At 56.7% G+C, this 16,221-nt stretch carries 16 protein-coding genes; 9 read left to right on the top strand and 7 right to left on the bottom strand.

Going from position 1 to position 16,221, the window contains the following annotated elements; translation table 11 throughout:
• Positions 1–48: 48 nt before the first annotated feature.
• From repB to BD293_RS20215, 4 genes are all read right to left on the bottom strand, one after another.
• Positions 49–1,014: a plasmid partitioning protein RepB gene (gene repB / locus BD293_RS20230; RefSeq protein WP_142085440.1), complete on the bottom strand. Its 966-nt coding sequence runs from the start codon at positions 1,012–1,014 to the stop codon at positions 49–51.
• A complete protein-coding gene (repA, locus tag BD293_RS20225; protein ID WP_142085438.1) occupies positions 1,014–2,216 on the bottom strand; it encodes a plasmid partitioning protein RepA in 1,203 nt (400 codons plus the stop codon). Before repA ends, repB begins: the two co-directional genes overlap by 1 nt.
• Positions 2,217–2,524: 308 nt before the next feature.
• Positions 2,525–3,406: a recombinase family protein gene (locus tag BD293_RS20220; RefSeq protein WP_142085435.1), complete on the bottom strand. Its 882-nt coding sequence runs from the start codon at positions 3,404–3,406 to the stop codon at positions 2,525–2,527.
• A 79-nt stretch (positions 3,407–3,485) separates the two neighbouring features.
• Positions 3,486–5,639: a UPF0149 family protein gene (locus tag BD293_RS20215; protein ID WP_142085433.1), complete on the bottom strand. Its 2,154-nt coding sequence runs from the start codon at positions 5,637–5,639 to the stop codon at positions 3,486–3,488.
• Positions 5,640–5,868: 229 nt separating this feature from the next.
• On the opposite strand from BD293_RS20215, the gene BD293_RS20210 reads away from it, so the two are divergent.
• Complete coding sequence (locus BD293_RS20210) at positions 5,869–6,132, top strand: BrnT family toxin (protein WP_142085431.1); 264 nt, start codon at positions 5,869–5,871, stop codon at positions 6,130–6,132.
• On the top strand, positions 6,119–6,334 hold the full coding sequence (brnA, locus tag BD293_RS20205) for a type II toxin-antitoxin system BrnA family antitoxin (RefSeq protein WP_142085429.1): 216 nt from the start codon (positions 6,119–6,121) through the stop codon (positions 6,332–6,334). Before BD293_RS20210 ends, brnA begins: the two co-directional genes overlap by 14 nt.
• Before the next feature lie 37 nt (positions 6,335–6,371).
• On the opposite strand, the gene BD293_RS20200 is transcribed toward brnA, so the two are convergent.
• Positions 6,372–7,442 carry a tyrosine-type recombinase/integrase gene (locus BD293_RS20200; protein WP_142085427.1) on the bottom strand — a complete coding sequence of 357 codons (1,071 nt, stop codon included), beginning with the start codon at positions 7,440–7,442 and terminating at the stop codon, positions 6,372–6,374.
• Between the two features lie 22 nt (positions 7,443–7,464).
• On the opposite strand from BD293_RS20200, the gene BD293_RS20195 reads away from it, so the two are divergent.
• The 5 genes from BD293_RS20195 to BD293_RS23225 all read left to right on the top strand — a co-directional run bounded on the left by BD293_RS20195 (position 7,465) and on the right by BD293_RS23225 (position 10,229).
• Positions 7,465–7,686 carry a type II toxin-antitoxin system CcdA family antitoxin gene (locus BD293_RS20195; protein ID WP_142085425.1) on the top strand — a complete coding sequence of 74 codons (222 nt, stop codon included), beginning with the start codon at positions 7,465–7,467 and terminating at the stop codon, positions 7,684–7,686.
• 12 nt (positions 7,687–7,698) lie between these two features.
• Complete coding sequence (locus BD293_RS20190; protein WP_142085423.1) at positions 7,699–7,992, top strand: CcdB family protein; 294 nt, start codon at positions 7,699–7,701, stop codon at positions 7,990–7,992.
• Positions 7,993–8,341: 349 nt separating this feature from the next.
• Positions 8,342–9,226 carry a DUF1403 family protein gene (locus BD293_RS20185; RefSeq protein ID WP_142085421.1) on the top strand — a complete coding sequence of 295 codons (885 nt, stop codon included), beginning with the start codon at positions 8,342–8,344 and terminating at the stop codon, positions 9,224–9,226.
• 1 nt (position 9,227) lies between these two features.
• Complete coding sequence (gene scpB, locus BD293_RS20180; protein WP_142085419.1) at positions 9,228–9,863, top strand: SMC-Scp complex subunit ScpB; 636 nt, start codon at positions 9,228–9,230, stop codon at positions 9,861–9,863.
• A gap of 216 nt (positions 9,864–10,079) precedes the next feature.
• Positions 10,080–10,229: a helix-turn-helix transcriptional regulator gene (locus BD293_RS23225; protein ID WP_246086419.1), complete on the top strand. Its 150-nt coding sequence runs from the start codon at positions 10,080–10,082 to the stop codon at positions 10,227–10,229.
• Here BD293_RS23225 and BD293_RS20170 read toward each other — a convergent pair.
• Entirely contained in the window at positions 10,222–10,950 is a 729-nt protein-coding gene (locus tag BD293_RS20170) for an SWIM zinc finger family protein (RefSeq protein WP_211841098.1), read from the bottom strand. The genes BD293_RS23225 and BD293_RS20170 overlap by 8 nt on opposite strands.
• Before the next feature lie 65 nt (positions 10,951–11,015).
• Positions 11,016–13,643, bottom strand: a complete 2,628-nt coding sequence (locus BD293_RS20165; protein WP_211841097.1) for a DEAD/DEAH box helicase — start codon at positions 13,641–13,643, stop codon at positions 11,016–11,018.
• 674 nt (positions 13,644–14,317) lie between these two features.
• Here BD293_RS20165 and BD293_RS20160 point away from each other — a divergent pair.
• Together BD293_RS20160 and BD293_RS20155 are read left to right on the top strand one after the other, a co-directional pair.
• On the top strand, positions 14,318–14,809 hold the full coding sequence (locus BD293_RS20160) for a hypothetical protein (RefSeq protein WP_170207254.1): 492 nt from the start codon (positions 14,318–14,320) through the stop codon (positions 14,807–14,809).
• Positions 14,810–14,928: 119 nt separating this feature from the next.
• Positions 14,929–16,185 carry an ISL3 family transposase gene (locus tag BD293_RS20155; RefSeq protein WP_142079999.1) on the top strand — a complete coding sequence of 419 codons (1,257 nt, stop codon included), beginning with the start codon at positions 14,929–14,931 and terminating at the stop codon, positions 16,183–16,185.
• Positions 16,186–16,221 lie beyond the last annotated feature (36 nt).

The raw sequence follows: 16,221 nt of genomic DNA, 5'->3' as shown, positions 1-16,221 counted from the left end.
TTTCTGGCTGTTTCTCGTGCTCCTTTTGTTGCTCTGCTCGTTAGTCTGTCAGCCGAACTTCTGGTCTGACTTCCATGCCTCATAGAGGCCCTTCAACTCGACTTCTGCGTTGTCTAGCATCCATTGAGTGAATTCCGGGGTGTCAACTTTCGACATCTTCACTGTCAAAGCACGTGGGCTATCCTTGACCTCCGCAAACGTCTTTCCGTCGTCTGAAACGATCATGTGTGGCGATGACTTTGTGGGACTTGCAGCTTTGTCACTCCTCGAAATGGCATCGACGATGCGCGCAAAGCGGTCATCTGAAGTGGGTATCTTATCCAAACCCAGGTCAGAGGCTATCTGAACTAAGTCAGCATTGCTGTCTTTAATCTTGTCTGCCAAGTGCTCCCAGCGGCGACGTCCGACACCATGCGCCGAGCCGATCATATGTATCACGGTCTCGGGTATTGTACGGGCAACCTTGGTCATTCGCGATAGCATTGGCTTGTCAATTGCGAGAGCGTCGAGGATTACTGGTTGATCATAACCATTGTCGCTGAGTTGCGCTGCAAATAAGGCCTTTTCGATGAAGCTTGGGTCCAATCGATGCGAATTCTCCTGGCCTTGGGCCAGGATCGCCTCCTCGTCTGACAGCGTGCGCACAAGTGCTCTGGCGGCCAGTCCTATCGATTGTAGGGCGCGCAGACGGCGACGGCCGTACACAATCTTGTAGCGGCCAGGCTTGTCCGCGAGCGGACGGACCATAATTGGCACCTGTTGTCCGTGTTCCTTGATGCTCGCCGCAAGTGAGGCGACATCGGAGTCGGGAAAGGCAAGCCGATCTCTTGGCCCGTCTTCTTCGATTAGATCAGCTGGTATTTCCCGCACGGCGTTGCTGGAAAGGTCTTTCAAGGTTGATTTTACCCCGCTCATAGCGCCGGTGTTAGGAAACCGAGGTTTCAATTCACCTGCAGCCACCTCGTCGGCAGAGCTCGGTGGGGGAGGGGGCTGGAACAAGTTTCTACGTGCCATTACTCGACCCTTCTCCCCCAAGCCTGTTGAATTGTTTTTTCGAACTCGTCAGCGACGCCGTTCACGCTCTCAAGGATCCTGTCCAAGGTCTTCTTGACCACTTGGCTAGGTTCCAATTCGTAGATTGTCTGTTGTGTCATCCCAGCATCTGATATTGCGGTGGACTTTAGCATGGGTGTGTTGAGAACCTGGTCGAGCAGAATTGACCTCAGGAATCCGGCCATCTGTGATTGTGGAACGTCGGTCGGTTCGAATCTGGCGACGAGATATTTAAGGAACGACCAGTCTATAGGCCCGGTCGCTTGTTCTAAGGTTCTGACTGTTTCGCCGGCCATCTCGAGAAATTGGGCCATTGATGCAACGTCCAGCATGCTCGGCACGACCGTGATCAATAGACCGGTCGATGCAAGTAGAGCCGTCATTGTGGTGAAGCCCAACTGGGGCGGGCAATCGATTATCACCAAATCGTAGTTGGCCTCTATCTCATCGAGCGCAATTGCCAAACGTTGCGTAAAGGGCGGATCGACTTTGTGCTGAAGCGCGTAGGCCGTTTCGGTTTCGTACTCTGACAACAGTAATCCCGCCGGTGCAAGATCAAGGTTGTGAAAGTAAGTTTTGCGAACCACCTGACTCATGGGTATCGGATCTTCATACTTGAGAGCATCATAAACCGTACCGCTTTCAGCAAATTCAATCTCTGGTCGGTATCCGAACATTGTTGTGAGACTGGCTTGGGGGTCCATGTCGACGGCCAACACGCGATAGCCTCTGAGAGCGTAGCGTTGAGCGAGGTGAATGGCGGTCGTCGTCTTACTGGACCCGCCTTTGAAATTTACAATAGAAAATATCTGAAGAGCGTCGCCATCGCGCCGACCCGGCAAATATGCTTCACCATTGCGACCAGTCCTCGCCATCACTCGACGGATTTGATCGATCTCTATTGCAGAATAAAGACGCCTGCCTCGAGAGTCCGTTTCGACATCGGGAAAGTCGCCTTCTTGATGGCGCGTTCTAAGGTTTGACATGCTGATGCCTGTCAACTCGGAAACTTCGGCTGGGTGGAACTTGCGTAGCTTTTTTCTGCTTTCCGGTTGAAAGCTATTGCGCATATGGTGATCTAGGGCTTCAGAAAGGCGCGCAGCGTTGGCCGAAATGGAAGCCGCGATGGATTTCGTATCAGAGAATTCTGCCTTGCCGTTCATGCTGCCCTCTTGACCTCTTGGCGGGTCGATTGTGTTTCGTCGCCAAATCGCGCGATTATCGCTTTTGTGCGACTATGAGACACATGACACGCAACTTAGCTCCAGACAACAATTTTTTTTCGAGACGTAGATGGTGAATGTGAATACAGCTTGGTTCAATGTGCCCTCTTCTAATCTAAGTGCTTGATAAGTAATATTGATTCAGTTTGGGCGATGGAGGTGATCGAACATATTGTGGTGTCGTGGCATCCGGCCCCTAAGGGTCGTGGTGGAGTCTATCAGCGAATCGCCACAGACGACATTTGTCGCTAGACGAGTCCAAGCTTCGTGGCCCGCTCCAGTAACATTTTCACTGATGATGGCTGCCAGCTTGTCCGGCCACGTGGTGTGCGCTCACGCATATTCTCCAGCCGGGTGCAGATCGTCTGAAGCGTGATGTCTGGATCCGCGCCCTTGATGCCCGCCACGATGGCGGGCAGGCGGTCATCTCGTGCACGCGGGCCCGCGCGATCAAGCACGGTCGCGGGGAGGAAGCCATCGCGGACAAAGGCGTTCACAGCGCGCAGCAGACGGCTTTGCGTCCAGCGCCGGGCCTCGGGCAGGGTGCTGTTGATGATGCGCACCACATCCTCCCAAGCCAGATCGGGGCGTAGCCGACGCACATGGGGCACCCAGTCCTGCGCGGTTTCATTCAGGCGTTCCATGTAGCCGTCCTGTCGTGCAAGCCGCACCTTGCGTAGCGCAGCGGGATCCCGCGCGCGCAGGCCAGGGTTTCCGCCGACCCGCCCCTTCATTCGCGCGCTGGCAAGCCCAGCCTTGGTGCGCTCCCGGATCAGGGCGCGTTCGAACTCGGCCGCGGCGCCCAGCACCTGCAGCGTGAACTTGCCCTGCGGGGATGCGGTGTCGATCGGGTCCTGGATTGACCGAAAGAACGCGCCCTTACTCTCCAGCCGTTCAATCACCTCCAGCAAATGCGACAGTGACCGCGCCAGCCGGTCGATGCGCACCACCACCAGGGTGTCGCCCTTGCCAACGCGCTCCAGCACCCGCGTCAGCACAGGCCGTGCACGATCACCGCCAGAAGCCCGTTCCTCATGGATTTCGACACAGCCCGCTGATTTCAGCGCCTGCGACTGGGGCAGGGGGGTCTGATCCTCAGTAGATACACGCGCATACCCTATCAACGGCATCAAATCCTGCCTTTTGCAGTTACGGATACTGCCAATAAACGACCGTTTGTAGCCGCTGATGCTGCCCTGGCAGTGACAATCACAATATTCCCTTCTGAGCTGCAAACCTTTGCCTTAGCCAGTTTGGGATGTGTTTTCTGAAGCTATCTATATCACCCTGCCAAGCAGCTGCACTTTCTAGCAGAATCCTGGAGGTTTTGTCTTGCCCGCCAAGTCGTGACTCTGGCCAGTACACTTTGTTTCCCTCCCAAGCTGTTAGGTATCCGTCTGCCCAAATCGAGATCAGCGGTTCATGTTCTGGGATCAGGCTTACACCTATTGGCGTACGGAGCATGGTCAACGCCCCGTTGTAGCGCAGCATCAACAGTTCGAGTATTCGTTCCAGCTTTTTGTCGTTATCGATTTCAGGCCCGATGACATTCATCAAAACCTGAGCCCATGATCCGGGTGGCACGAATTCGGGCGCCGTGCATACCCCCATCAAATAGCCGTCGACCCACCATTCTGTCAGCCCCGCAGGTTTCAGTAGCTTGCCGAGTTCGTCTGGTTTCTCCGGTTGCAAGTCAGGCATTTTCAGGCCCGCTGGTGCGGGGCCACTGGTTATTTCAAACGGAGCGAATTCATTGCTATCTTGAGAACCATCCCCGATCACGTTTTCATGTAACCAAACCTGGAAAGAGTAGCCAAAGATGGTCTCCATTATTGGGGTTTTCTTCAAGTCCCGTCCCTCGTCAAGCGCCCTGGCAACGGCGGCAAACTGGATCGCTCTGTCATCAGCGGAAGCATGAAGCAAATGTCCCATGCGGGCGATCACGCTGCTCCAATGGGCACGCCGGTCTTCGAATGCCTTCCAGATGGCGCGTTTCAGGGCGACAGAGGTTTTCGCGCCCTCAATCGCGTCAGTGACGCTGTCACTATCCTCGTACCAGCTTTCAGAAATCATGGGAAATTGACTGTCCCAATCGGCACTTGCAGTGATCAAGCGCCCCTTGGCTTGCGCGGACATCTCGCGAAGCTGATCCTCTGTATCCGCTAGAGCGACAATGTCTGCTATGGACGCGGGGACTGGTCGAAGTTCGGAAAAGCCAAGCGATTGGACAACATTTACCAACCCGGCTGCGGGCGGATGGCCGTTCTGCAGGCCGTCTGACAGGCCAAGCCCAATTGCGTTGGCAACATAACTGACTGGTACGTCACGTGTTTCGACTTGCGAGGCGATCATATCGATCAGGCGGCGCTGTTCGGTGGCGCTCTGACAGGGGATCACATAGGCGTCCTTAATCCCAAACCCCTGCTTTATCAGAACCACTGCGACGTTGCGCATGCCGCCAATTTGAAAGGCGACCGTAATGCTTTGTGCCCCTGTGCCGTCAATTAGACTGGAGAAGGCGCGATGGATCTTTGGTTCTTTCTTCGTGGGTGCAGGTACGGCACCTTTGCGCAAAGCCTTCCGGACAATCGCATCTATTCCGGATTGTGTTTCGTCGTCTTCAACCCAACTGCGGATAACGGTGAGTCGTCCGATGAGTTCCGACGGCACTGCATCGGCATCAAGCCGCTCATTCAGTCCGTCCAGCGCGCCTTGCCGGATCTCGTGTCGGCCATCGAGCAATAAGGCGCACCCGAGTTCGCCCAAAATCGGTTTTGGCCGCGCTACAACCTTGTGGGTGACTGCCTTTCTAATGGGCGCGGGCAAGGTGGCTATCAGTTCGGAAAAACCTGCATGAAGCGCAGAAAGACTATCCGTATCGCCTCCCGACACCTCCCTAAGCATTTTGTCGATGATCGGGCCAAGGTCTGGCATGTCCGAAAGATCAAAATCATCCTGCATATCGTCGGGGATGGCAAAGTCCCCTGCCAAGGCCTCTGGTGCCACTAACCCTGCTCTTATCCAGCAGGATGCGAGTGCGAAACGTCCCGAATCGCTCAAAGTACCCTTATCCTTAAGAGTCAAAAGCGCATTTTCGAGGTGGTTGATGAAGGTAGTTCCCGCCGTCTTGCCATTTTCTCGCGTCATGCGGGCTTCATCCAGCGTTGAAGACAAAAGCACGGTCACCCGCTCTTCTTCGTCTTTTGGAGCGTTAAACTGGCCTATAACCTCAACAACATTCACCGCCAAATCTGGCTGCGACATCAAGGCTTGAGCGACGCGCTTGAATGCTGTCCGCGCGCCATGTGCCTCAAGGTTTCGTGGCAACTCACCCAACAGGGTCTGAATTTTATGTGGCAGCATCTCGTTTCCTATGCGGGTTGGCTTATAGCGCGTTGCGCGTCTCTGGCTGTGTTGCAATATACTTCACTCAAACGCAACCTAAGCACTTGCCTGGCCGCCATGCCGCTTTTTTGCTACAGCCCCACCAACGGCCCGCGCGGCGATGGGTGGAGGGGCGCGGTCAGCTTCTTTCGAAATGCCCTACTGAATAGGTATAGTAATTATACTTTTTCGGCGTATATTGATTATCATGAAGTTCGAGTATGATCCCGACAAGAGTGCCGCGAACCGTGCAAAGCACGGGATCGACTTTGATGAGGCCCAGTCTCTCTGGGATGATCCTTATCTGATCGAGGCGCCGGCCAATGTCATGGATGAGCCGCGCTTTCTTGCGGTTGGCATGATCGGAGGCAGGCACTGGACGGCTGTCTACACATACCGGAATGACCGCGTGCGGATCATATCAGTGCGCCGCGCCCGCAGACAGGAGATTGACCATTATGAAAGCGACTGAGTTTGACGAACGGTTCGATGCGGGTGAGGACATGTCCGCCCATGTCGATTGGACAAAGGCGCGGCGCCTTAATGTTGAAGCCAAGCGCGTGAACGTGGATTTCCCGGCTTGGGTTGTCACTGGTCTGGATCGTCAGGCCCAAAAACTCGGTATTACCCGTCAGGCGCTGATCAAGATGTGGATCGCAGAGCGGCTACAGTGATAACGCCCAAACATGCGCCTGCGGCAGGGCAGGTTGCTCACAACCCCGCCGCTTTGGTGAGATTGACGCGGAACCTGTCACGCCTGCGCTGATAGCGGCGGGTCATCTCGGCGCTGGCATGGCCCAGTTGTTTCTGCACATAGCGCTCATCCACCTCGGCACTGCTGGCCAGACCCGCGCGCAAAGAATGGCCGGAATAGAGCTTCACGCGCTCCGCATCGGGCAGATCGGGGCGCAGACCTGCATCCAGCACGCAGGCCTTGATCAGCCGCGCGATATGCTTGTCATTCAGACGAGTCTCGCGCGCGCGTTTGCCATCGCGGGTGACGCCCGTGAATATAGGCCCAAAACTGATCCGCCCGTAATGCAGCCATTGCTCGAGCGCATGCACAGGGCAGGTCTGGTCGCTGCTGCCGCGCCCGATCTCGACCTCGCGCCAGCCGGTCTTGCCGCGCAGGGTGACCAGCGCGCCGCCGTCAAGGATGTCGATCCAGCCGCCGCTATCAAGCGTGTCATCCTTGTGCCGGTCCAGGCTGACGATCTCTGATCGTCGCAACCCGCCCGCAAAGCCGATCAGCAGGATGGCCCGATCGCGCAGGCCGCGCAGGTCATGGGGCAGGGTGGCGACCATGGCGCGAATGTCATCGGCCAGAATAGCCTCTTTCTGCACGGGTGGGCGCGCATGTTTGCGCCGAATACCGGCCAGCACAGTGGCGATATGGCGATCCTTGCGATCAAGCTGTAGCCCGCGCTGCGCATAGCCCCAACCCAAGCCAGACAAACGGCGCTCGATGGAGGCAACCGATAGGGCAGGGGGCTTGGTTGGACCGTGGCCCTGTGGTGCGGCCAGATCAGCGATATAGAGGCCCACAAGTTCCGGCGACGGGGGCAGGGGGTCCGCGCCGCGCATCCGGCACCAGCGCGCGAAATGCGCCCAATCCTTGGCATAGGCTTTCAGCGTATTGTCGGACGCCGCAGCGCTTGCATAGTCCCGCGCAGTATCCACAAGGCGATCAAGCACGCCAGAGCCCGCAACATGCGCGGGCAGGTCGATGCCGCTCGTCTCGTCTTGCTCCGGCGATACGCGTGATATATACTCCTTAGTCATACATAAGCTCCGAGAGGGTTCGATGGGACGCGTAAAGGTTAATCTGACGCTGAATGCTGATGTCGCGGAAACGGCGCGCGCGCTTGGCCTCAACATGTCGCGCCTTGCCGAAGCGGCGATTGTCGAGGCCGCGAAGGTCGAACGGAACCGGCGCTGGCGTCAGGAGAACAGCGCAGCGATCACCGCCTATGCTGAGGAAATCGAGAAAGAGGGCCTGGCGCTGTCCCGGTTCAGAAGCTTCTAAGGCGCGCAGTGAATGGCGCAATTTGATCTTTATCGTCTGACATGTGGGCAGCTTGTGGTGGACCTGCAAACCGACCTGATCGGCATCGAGGCATCCCGCATCGTCGCCCCTTTGCGCGACGCGGGGCAATATGCGGCCTTTCCGGGCCTGACGCCGTATGTCGAGGTGGACGGGGCGACATGGATCGTCCGGGTCCAGGAACTGGCCGCGGTTCCCGGGGGAGAGTTGCGACAGGCTATCGGATCCTTGGCCCACCATCGCGACGCGTTGAAGCGTGCCCTGGATATTCTTATCGACGGGGTTTGAGCCACCTGCAAAGGAAGGAGACTCAAGGCCTCTCCGCCAAACTGATCGGCCTGGTCGTCCTTGTTAACCCGTGATCCGTTTGCTGCCTCTGAGCGCGATTGCCATCACTTTTTTCTTGCGCGCTCTCGTCGCGCTGAGTACTTTCAACCGTGTCCATGGACGCTGAGATCGATTTCTCGTGTTCTTCCGACATACTTTCCCCGAAAAACCGGTAATTTTGAGACTGGCCTGCAGCATGCCCCATTACGTCCGATAATGCAATCTTACTGGACGTAGCAGGGCGTTGCAAGATACGGCGCTTATTGCTCTTATAGCTGGCATTATCCGCCGCGATACGCTATCCAAAATCATGACACGCGCCCTGCAATCCGACCCCGACCTCTGGCCCCGCCGCTTGCCGGACTGGCTGGCGCGCGCCCCAAGTGACGCCCCTGAAAGCGCGGGGCTTTACGCCGGCGCGGCGCTGGCTTTGCTGGATGTCGCAAGGTCTAACCCGTCCCTGCCACAGGCCGCGTGGCGGGCGCGGCTCTCGCTGACGGCTGCAGCGCATACAGTATCGCTCTCTGGCCGCCCTGAACGCGAAGCGGCGCTGCGCGATATCCTGTGCCTGTTGCGGCCCGGGGAACAGCCCGGGCCTGCAGGCGACATTGCACTGGCCTGGCACCGCGCGAGCGCGCGCCCTGTGTCCGAGGCCAGTTTGCAGCGCGTCTTTCCAGGTTTGGGCGCACCGCAGCTCGCGCTTTGGCGCAAGGCTGCGGCCGGCGATCCGGTGGCGCAGGCGGCCCATATAATCGAGGCGGTTTTGACCGATGCCCCGCGCGATCATCTGCCCGCGTTGATTTTGGCCGATGCCGCACTGGCGCGCGCCCTGGGCTGGACGCATCTGATCGCGCTCTTGGGGGCGCATCTGCCACGCCGCGATCTGACATTGCGCGGTGATGATCTGCGTCTGGCCTGTTACAAAGCTTTGCTGCGCGCGACCGGTGATGCGCTGTCTCTCGCCACCGATCTGACGCGCCGCGCCGCGCAGTTGCATGCGGTGGCCCCCAAGCTGCGGAGCAAACAGGCGGACAGGGGGGTTGATATGGTCTTGAGCCGCGATGCCATTGCCCCGTCGGCGCTGACCGTGCTGATGTCGGATCGTGCGGCACGGCGGTTTTGCGACCGGCTGGTGGATTTGGGCGCTCTGCGCGAATTGACCGGGCGGGACGCTTTCCGGCTCTACGGGTTGTGACATGGCAAAAAAGCGCGCGCCCGATTTTGACCGCGACTTGTCTGATCTGCCGCCAGAGCTGCGCTGGCGGGAATGGATGAAGCGCATCGAGGCGGTGCTCTTTGCAAGCGCTGCGCCGGTCGCGCGCGAAGATCTGGCCCGCGTGGTGGGGCAGGGAGCCTCAGTCGATCTGCTGATCGAGGATTTGAGGGCTGACGTGGAAACCCGCCCCTATGAAATTGCCAAATGTGGCAACGGGTGGCTTTTGCGCACGCGCGCGGCTTATGGCCCCGCCATCCGCGCGGCAGCTGATGCTACAGAGCAGGCCTTGAATCTAAGCGACCATGATGTGGCTGTTCTGGCCGCAATCGCCTATCACCAGCCCATCAGCCGCGACGGGCTGAAAGATATCTTTGGCAAGGACATCAGCCGCGATCTGATCGGGCGGCTGTCCGAGCGTGACCTGATCGCGCCGGGACCTCGCGAACCCCGCCGCGGGGCGCCCTATACATTCGTGACCACAGACGCGTTTCTGGCCGCGTTTGATCTGACCTCGCTCGCCGATCTGCCGGACCCGGAGCAATTACAGGATGCTGGTCTGGCACAAGCACCTTTGGATCCATTAGATCAGGGGGATGACGCTGCGCTGTCAGAATAACCGCCAGGGTTTTTCCAGGCAAAACATCTCGTGTCACTGTACCCTTAACCATCATATTGGACCTTTATGACCGCACCAAGGTCACGCTTTCGGCCGGTGAGGATGAACTGATCCCAGCGGATTGCGCGAACCGACTGCTTAACGGCGAAATCGCCTTGCGCGTCTACCGCAACCTGCGCGGCCTGACAGAAAGACGCCCTCGCCGAAAAGGCGGGCGTGAACCGTGTGACAATTGCCGAAATTGAGACCGGTAGAAAGCAGGGCTCTATCACGACCCTGCGCGCGCTGTCCGATGCGCTCGGCGTGAGCCTGGATGATCTTCCGCGTACGGTCGGCCAAAAGAGACCTGTCGAGCCGTTCAATTAGATCTGGGCTTCTTTGCGCGTGGTTTTTTCTTTACGGCCGGGGCGATTTTCGGAATCGGCTCCTTTACGGGTGCCGCCTCTTCCATATCCAGGCCAAACAAGGCGGCCATATCATCAGTCTTCAGAATATTATCTGGTGACGGAGAAGGTTTCGCAAGCGGCGTTTTAAGGTCGATATTAGCGATTAAATCCTGATGGTTGACCCCGCGTAGAACAAAGAGAAGTTCGGGTTGTTGATCAAGACGCGCACCAATGCCGTAGATAGTCGCAGCAACATGTTTGCACATGGACGCCCAATCAGGACAGGTACAGGAAAGCTTGATCTCTGAAGGCTTAGGAAACAGCCCCGTACCTGGCTGACATAATCGCTCCATAACTGGTTTTGACAATTTGCCTTGCAGCAGATCGACCAAAGAGTCGATGCCATTGGCGCAGTCGTCGCGCAGAGCTTTCCAATGGTCTTTTGGCAGCGGCTCAATTGTTATTTTAACTGTATAAAGCGAGGAACCAGCGACGTTCGCGGTTACCTGTCCAGAGGTGATCTGTAGGTCGACGACCGAGCCGTTACGCACATAGGTACGACCGCGTGGCAGGCGGCTGTTATAATCGCCAAAACTCTCCATGGTGCTGCACCATGCCTTGCCCCAGGCTGTGGTTGCGATCGTACGACCAGAGATAGCAACAGGTGAAACAGGGTGCCCCGCCTTGCGCAGTTTGGCCATTGCCCGTTCAGCTTTTCTTCTGCGTTCAGCCACTGGCACATATCGACCCCACTGCGACATGGAACTTACTCCTTTGAGACCGATGCAAGATCAAGGGCGACGAGGCGCAGCAAAGCGTCATCGGTCATTTCGGTCAAGTTCATTTCGGCTGATCCCCCCAGCACTTCCTCTGACAAGGATTTCTTTGACTCGATCATAGCATCAATTTTTTCCTCGACGGTTCCGGCGCAGACAAACTTATGAACCAATACATTGCGCTTCTGTCCGATGCGGAAAGCGCGGTCTGTGGCCTGATTTTCTACCGCCGGATTCCACCAACGATCAAAATGCACCACATGCGAAGCTGCTGTCAGGGTTAGACCAGACCCACCCGCCTTCAAAGACAGTATGAAAAACGGTACATTTTCGTCCTCTTGGAAAGCCTTGACCAGTGACTTTCGCGCTTTGACTGGTGTGTTCCCATGGAGCACCAAGCCAGGTCGCCCGAATATCTCGGTGAGGTAGTCGTGAAGCGGGGCGGTTACTTCACGAAATTGAGTGAACACAAGCATCTTGTCTTGCCGAGCAGCGACAACCTCGGCAATTTCGCGCAGACGCAACCACTTGCCGCTATCAGCCTCGCTCCACCCCCCGTCATTCAACCATTGCGAGGGGTGATTGCAGATCTGTTTAAGCCGCATGATGGTGGCCAGAACCAACCCTTTTCTTTCAATCCCCGACGCGGTACTTAGCGCCTCGGCCAACTGCTCTACCGTCTGGGCATAGAGAGCCGCCTGCTTGCGGCTGAGCATGCAATGGGCCTTGACTTCGGTCTTGTCGGGCAGATCAGAAATCACCGATGGGTCAGTCTTCATTCGGCGCAGGATGTAGGGTTGCACCAATTCCCGCAACGGTCCAAAGGCATTGTGCTCACGCGCTGCAAGGGTTTTGACGTAGCGGGAAAACTGCTTGTCACTTCCTAGCAAACCAGGATTGATCACATCGAAGATCGACCACAAATCCCCCAAATGGTTTTCAACCGGTGTACCTGTGAGAGCAATGCGGGATTTGGCCTTGATAGATTTAACGGCTTTGGTTTGTTTGGCTTTGGGATTCTTGATTGCTTGCGCCTCATCAAGAACCAGAAACTTCCAGTCTGTTGCCGTCAACGCCGGTTGACGTAGCAATGTGCCGTAGGACGTGATCACCAAGTCAATCTCACTGAAGTCAGAAAGGGTCGTCATTTGATCCTTTGACATCGACGAGGGATGAACGATCTGGGCGCGTAGATCCGGGGCAAAACGATCGATTTCCGCCGCCCAGTTCGCCAGCAGTGATGCCGGGGCCACCAGCAGACAAGGGCCCTTGCCCTGGTGTGCCACGAGCAGCGCCAGCACCTGTATGGTTTTGCCAAGGCCCATGTCATCGGCCAGGCAAGCTCCCAGGCCCAACCCTGTCAGCATGTGCAGCCAGTGGACACCGGCTTTTTGATAGGGGCGTAGGCGCGCCTTCAGTTTCACGCCGGGATATCCTTCACCAGAAGGAGCGCGCAAATTCCTTAATGTCTCGGCTAACCATGGGCCCGCAGTGATCTGGGACCATTGGCGTGTAGCTTCGTCAACATCATCTCCTGCAATGGCGACCCCAGACATCAGGCGCATCGCTTCCAGAAACGACAAACCTTCGCTTGCCGCCAGGTTTTCGGCAGCTTTGAAGCGCTGCATTTCGCGCTCAATGCGGTCGCGATCAATCTCGACCCATTGCCCCCGCAGCATTACCAGTGAGTCAGCACTAGACAGCAGCGCATTCATCTCTTCATCCGATAGAGCCTCACCGTTCAGCGTAACCTCCATACGGAAGTCCAGCAGCCCATCGAGCCCAACAGAAGAAGGCGTTCCACTACCGATAGAGGCCGTGACCTTAGGCCGTGGTGGCCGTGCGGCGGTCCAACCTGCGGGCATGCGCAAAACAATTCCGGCAGCACCAAGATCAGGCGCACTATCCAGTAAGCGCGCGGCATTGGCGGGTGTCCACCTCAAGGGATGGTATATTCCCCCATCCTCCACCATTTCCTTCAACCATGCACATGATTGGCTGGCACGGCTGACAGGGAGTAACAAATTCAAGAGCCGTGAATGATCGTCGGCATAGTCATGTAGCGCCTGACCTAGCGGCACGTGCCGCGCTTGACCGCTAGCCGCGAGTTCGGTCGTATAACTGGCCATGAACGCAAAGGGAAAGTCGGGGTCCCCGCGGTTTTCTGCCAAGTTGAAATGCACCCTCCCGATTGTGTTCCATGCTGGGTTCAGGGCAGACAAAAAACCTGGTAAGTCGGACCCCGCTTCTTTCGCAACGGCTGCCACTATCTGCTGCCAAAGACGAGACAGCACATCGGCAGTCACATATTCCGCCCCCTTCATCATCGGCACTGTCGTCACCATGGCCGCAAGCTCGGCTTCTGGTGGAGAAACATTCGTGCTCGCCTGATGGCACAAGGCCCAAACGGCGCGGCGCGCGAAATTGCGCCACCACGCAAGGTCAGGTGACAAGACTTTGGTTGTCCCGGCCCCCAGACGCAGGAGGCCATAGCCCTCCCCTTGAGCAAACGCTTCGGCCAGCGGACCAGCATCGCTCGTGTCCGCAACAAGGTGTCCATGGGGTGTCAGGCGTAGAGAAAGCGAATTTGGATCAGAATTGTGCAGATACTGTGCCAATGTGAGCTACCTTTTAAATTCCAGCGCTCCGACATTGGGCGTCTACTTGGACCATCATTTGGGGTCGATGCCCTGGTTCGATTGGATAGCGCTGATGCGCCGAGGATTCAATGAGCGCAGCCTACTCGGTTAACCCGGCGGCTGGGGCGGGCACGATGCCGCAACATTTGCGCCGCCCTCCCGCTCCTTGCGCTGGCGCATCCAATGACGCACCCGGCCCAGAACCGCCGCTCGTGCCCCGCGCAGCGAATGACTGGTCCCAGACCATCCTGGGCATTCACAATGGGTTTGCAATAGGCCTCGCCCTTTCCACATGCGTAGAGGGTCTAGCGAACACCAGACGTGATCTTTGACGTGCCGCAGGACCAGCCGGCATAGTCTGCATGACCCTCCGCCGACCGCGCGATCGAGATCACATCTATGTTGGTGACTTGTTCTGAACAACAAAACTGGCGAAACTCACCCTCGCTCCCAGAGGTACGCGCAGCAACGCTCGAAACCCACTGGTTGCATGACGAGAAGATTGAGTTTTCCACTTTATTGCATCCAACGGAAAAGGTAGATTGTTAAGATATCGCGTTAAATTCCGACTACACCGAAAAGAAGAAAGCAAGAAGAACTATAGTTGCCTAATACATTGCTGAAATCTTTCCTCGCGCGAGCAAGCGCGATCATTGAGTGAATTATATAATTGGCCGCAGGGTGATATGCTTACTCCAGAAGAAAACGATCAATTTTGGTATGGCACGATTTCACGAGGGGACCCAGATCTTCACGCCTCGCTCACAGCTCCGAAAACGTCGAGTGATTTTTTCAACCGGCTGAAAGCTGAGCCGCTGCTTGATCACACTCGGCTATATAGAGTTGCCAGACATAGACTGGAGTCTGGAAGAATTGCCAACTTGCTAGAGGATCCGCATAGGTCAGATTTCCTTGAATACTTGGATAGCATTGATGAAACGTCAAGGATTATTTCTGACTGGATCCCCTTTGGATACGTTCTCAACAACAATCCAGAAGCGCTATGCATGAATACCGAAGGCGGGTCAGTTATAGTTGTCTCAGAAGTGGTCAGATATGCATTATTCTGGTCCCTTCGCGATTTGTGTGGGTTGCTGGTGGGCGGCGGATTGAATCTTCTACCAGATATTGTGGTCACAACATAAGGCGCGTCTGTCGCGGAGACCTCAAATATCGCAGCGTCAGACGCGCCGAGCCTGTTGAGCTGCGGCAGTTTTTTTGGATAGGGTGAAGCTTCCTGAAACCAGCGGATGAGGAGGTATTCATGGGTCCCGAGACAAGTTTGTTCACGACAGCTCTTGGCCTGCAGGCTCCGTGGAGTGTCACGGACGTACGTTTTGACGCCAAACTCAAAGAGATCCACTTTGACGTCCGCTTCAAGGCGGGAAGTCGATTTGCTTGTCCCTCCTGTGGCGCGCCCGATCAGCCCGTCCATGACACGCGATCCAGGATCTGGGAACACCTGCGTTTTTTCGAGCACAAGGCTTTCATCCATGCCGATGTGCCACGTGTTGCTTGCAGCCAATGTAGCAAGACCGGACAGGTTCCGGTCCCCTGGGCGCGCAGTGGCAGCGGTTTCAGTCAGTTGTTTGAAGCCTTTGTGATTGCGCTGGTGCGACAGATGCCGGTGAAGGCTGTTGCTGATATGCTTGATGTTGGTGACGATCGCCTCTGGCGGGTTCTTGACCATTACGTGTCGTCAGCGCGAGATCGCGAAGACTTCAGCGCCGTGACCGCCCTTGGGATTGACGAGACAGCTGCGCGCCGCGGGCATAATTACATCACCCTATTTCACGACCTTCTGGCCGGCAGGCTTCTCTTTGCCTGTGAAGGACGTGATGCAAAGACTGTGGCGGCTTTCGGTGAAGATCTGCGCGCCCATGGCGGTGATCCCGATGCCATCTCCGCTGCCTGTATCGATATGAGTAGGGCCTACATTTCTGGCGTCGCAAAGCATCTGCCGAACGCGGATGTTACCTTCGACCCATTCCATGTCATCCAACTGGCCAATGTGGCGCTTGAAGAGGTTCGCCGCGCCGAAGTACGCAGCAGACCTGAGTTGAAACACAGCCGCTGGATGTGGCTCAAGGACAAGAAGAGATGGACGAAGCGGCAGATCACACAGCATCATGATCTATCTCGGATGCACCTGAAAACAGGACGCGCGTTTCGCTTGAAAGAGGCTTTGCGCGACATCTTTGCTGAAGCCGAGTCCAAGGCAGAGGCCGAAGAACGGCTTACCGCCTGGTTTCAATGGGCGCGCCGCAGCAGGCTGCCAGCATTCAAGAAACTCGCTCTGACACTCAAGGCGCACTGGGATGGTATACTTAACGGTTTTGACAGCGATCTGAGCAACGGCGCTGTCGAAGCCATCAACGGCCTCATTCAGGCCGCAAAGGCTCGGGCGCGCGGGTATCGCAAAACCCGCAACCTCATCAACATGTCATACCTCATCGCAGGCAATCTCACCCACTTACCAGCGTCACCCTACCGCACAACATCTTGTGCCACAGGCAAATGAACGGAAACCAAGCCACCCACACAAACCGCGAAATAG

It is taken from the genome of Roseinatronobacter monicus (assembly GCF_006716865.1).
Taxonomy (GTDB): domain Bacteria; phylum Pseudomonadota; class Alphaproteobacteria; order Rhodobacterales; family Rhodobacteraceae; genus Roseinatronobacter; species Roseinatronobacter monicus.
Note: the sequence above shows the minus strand (reverse complement) of the source record. Positions and strands in the feature narration are given on the sequence as shown.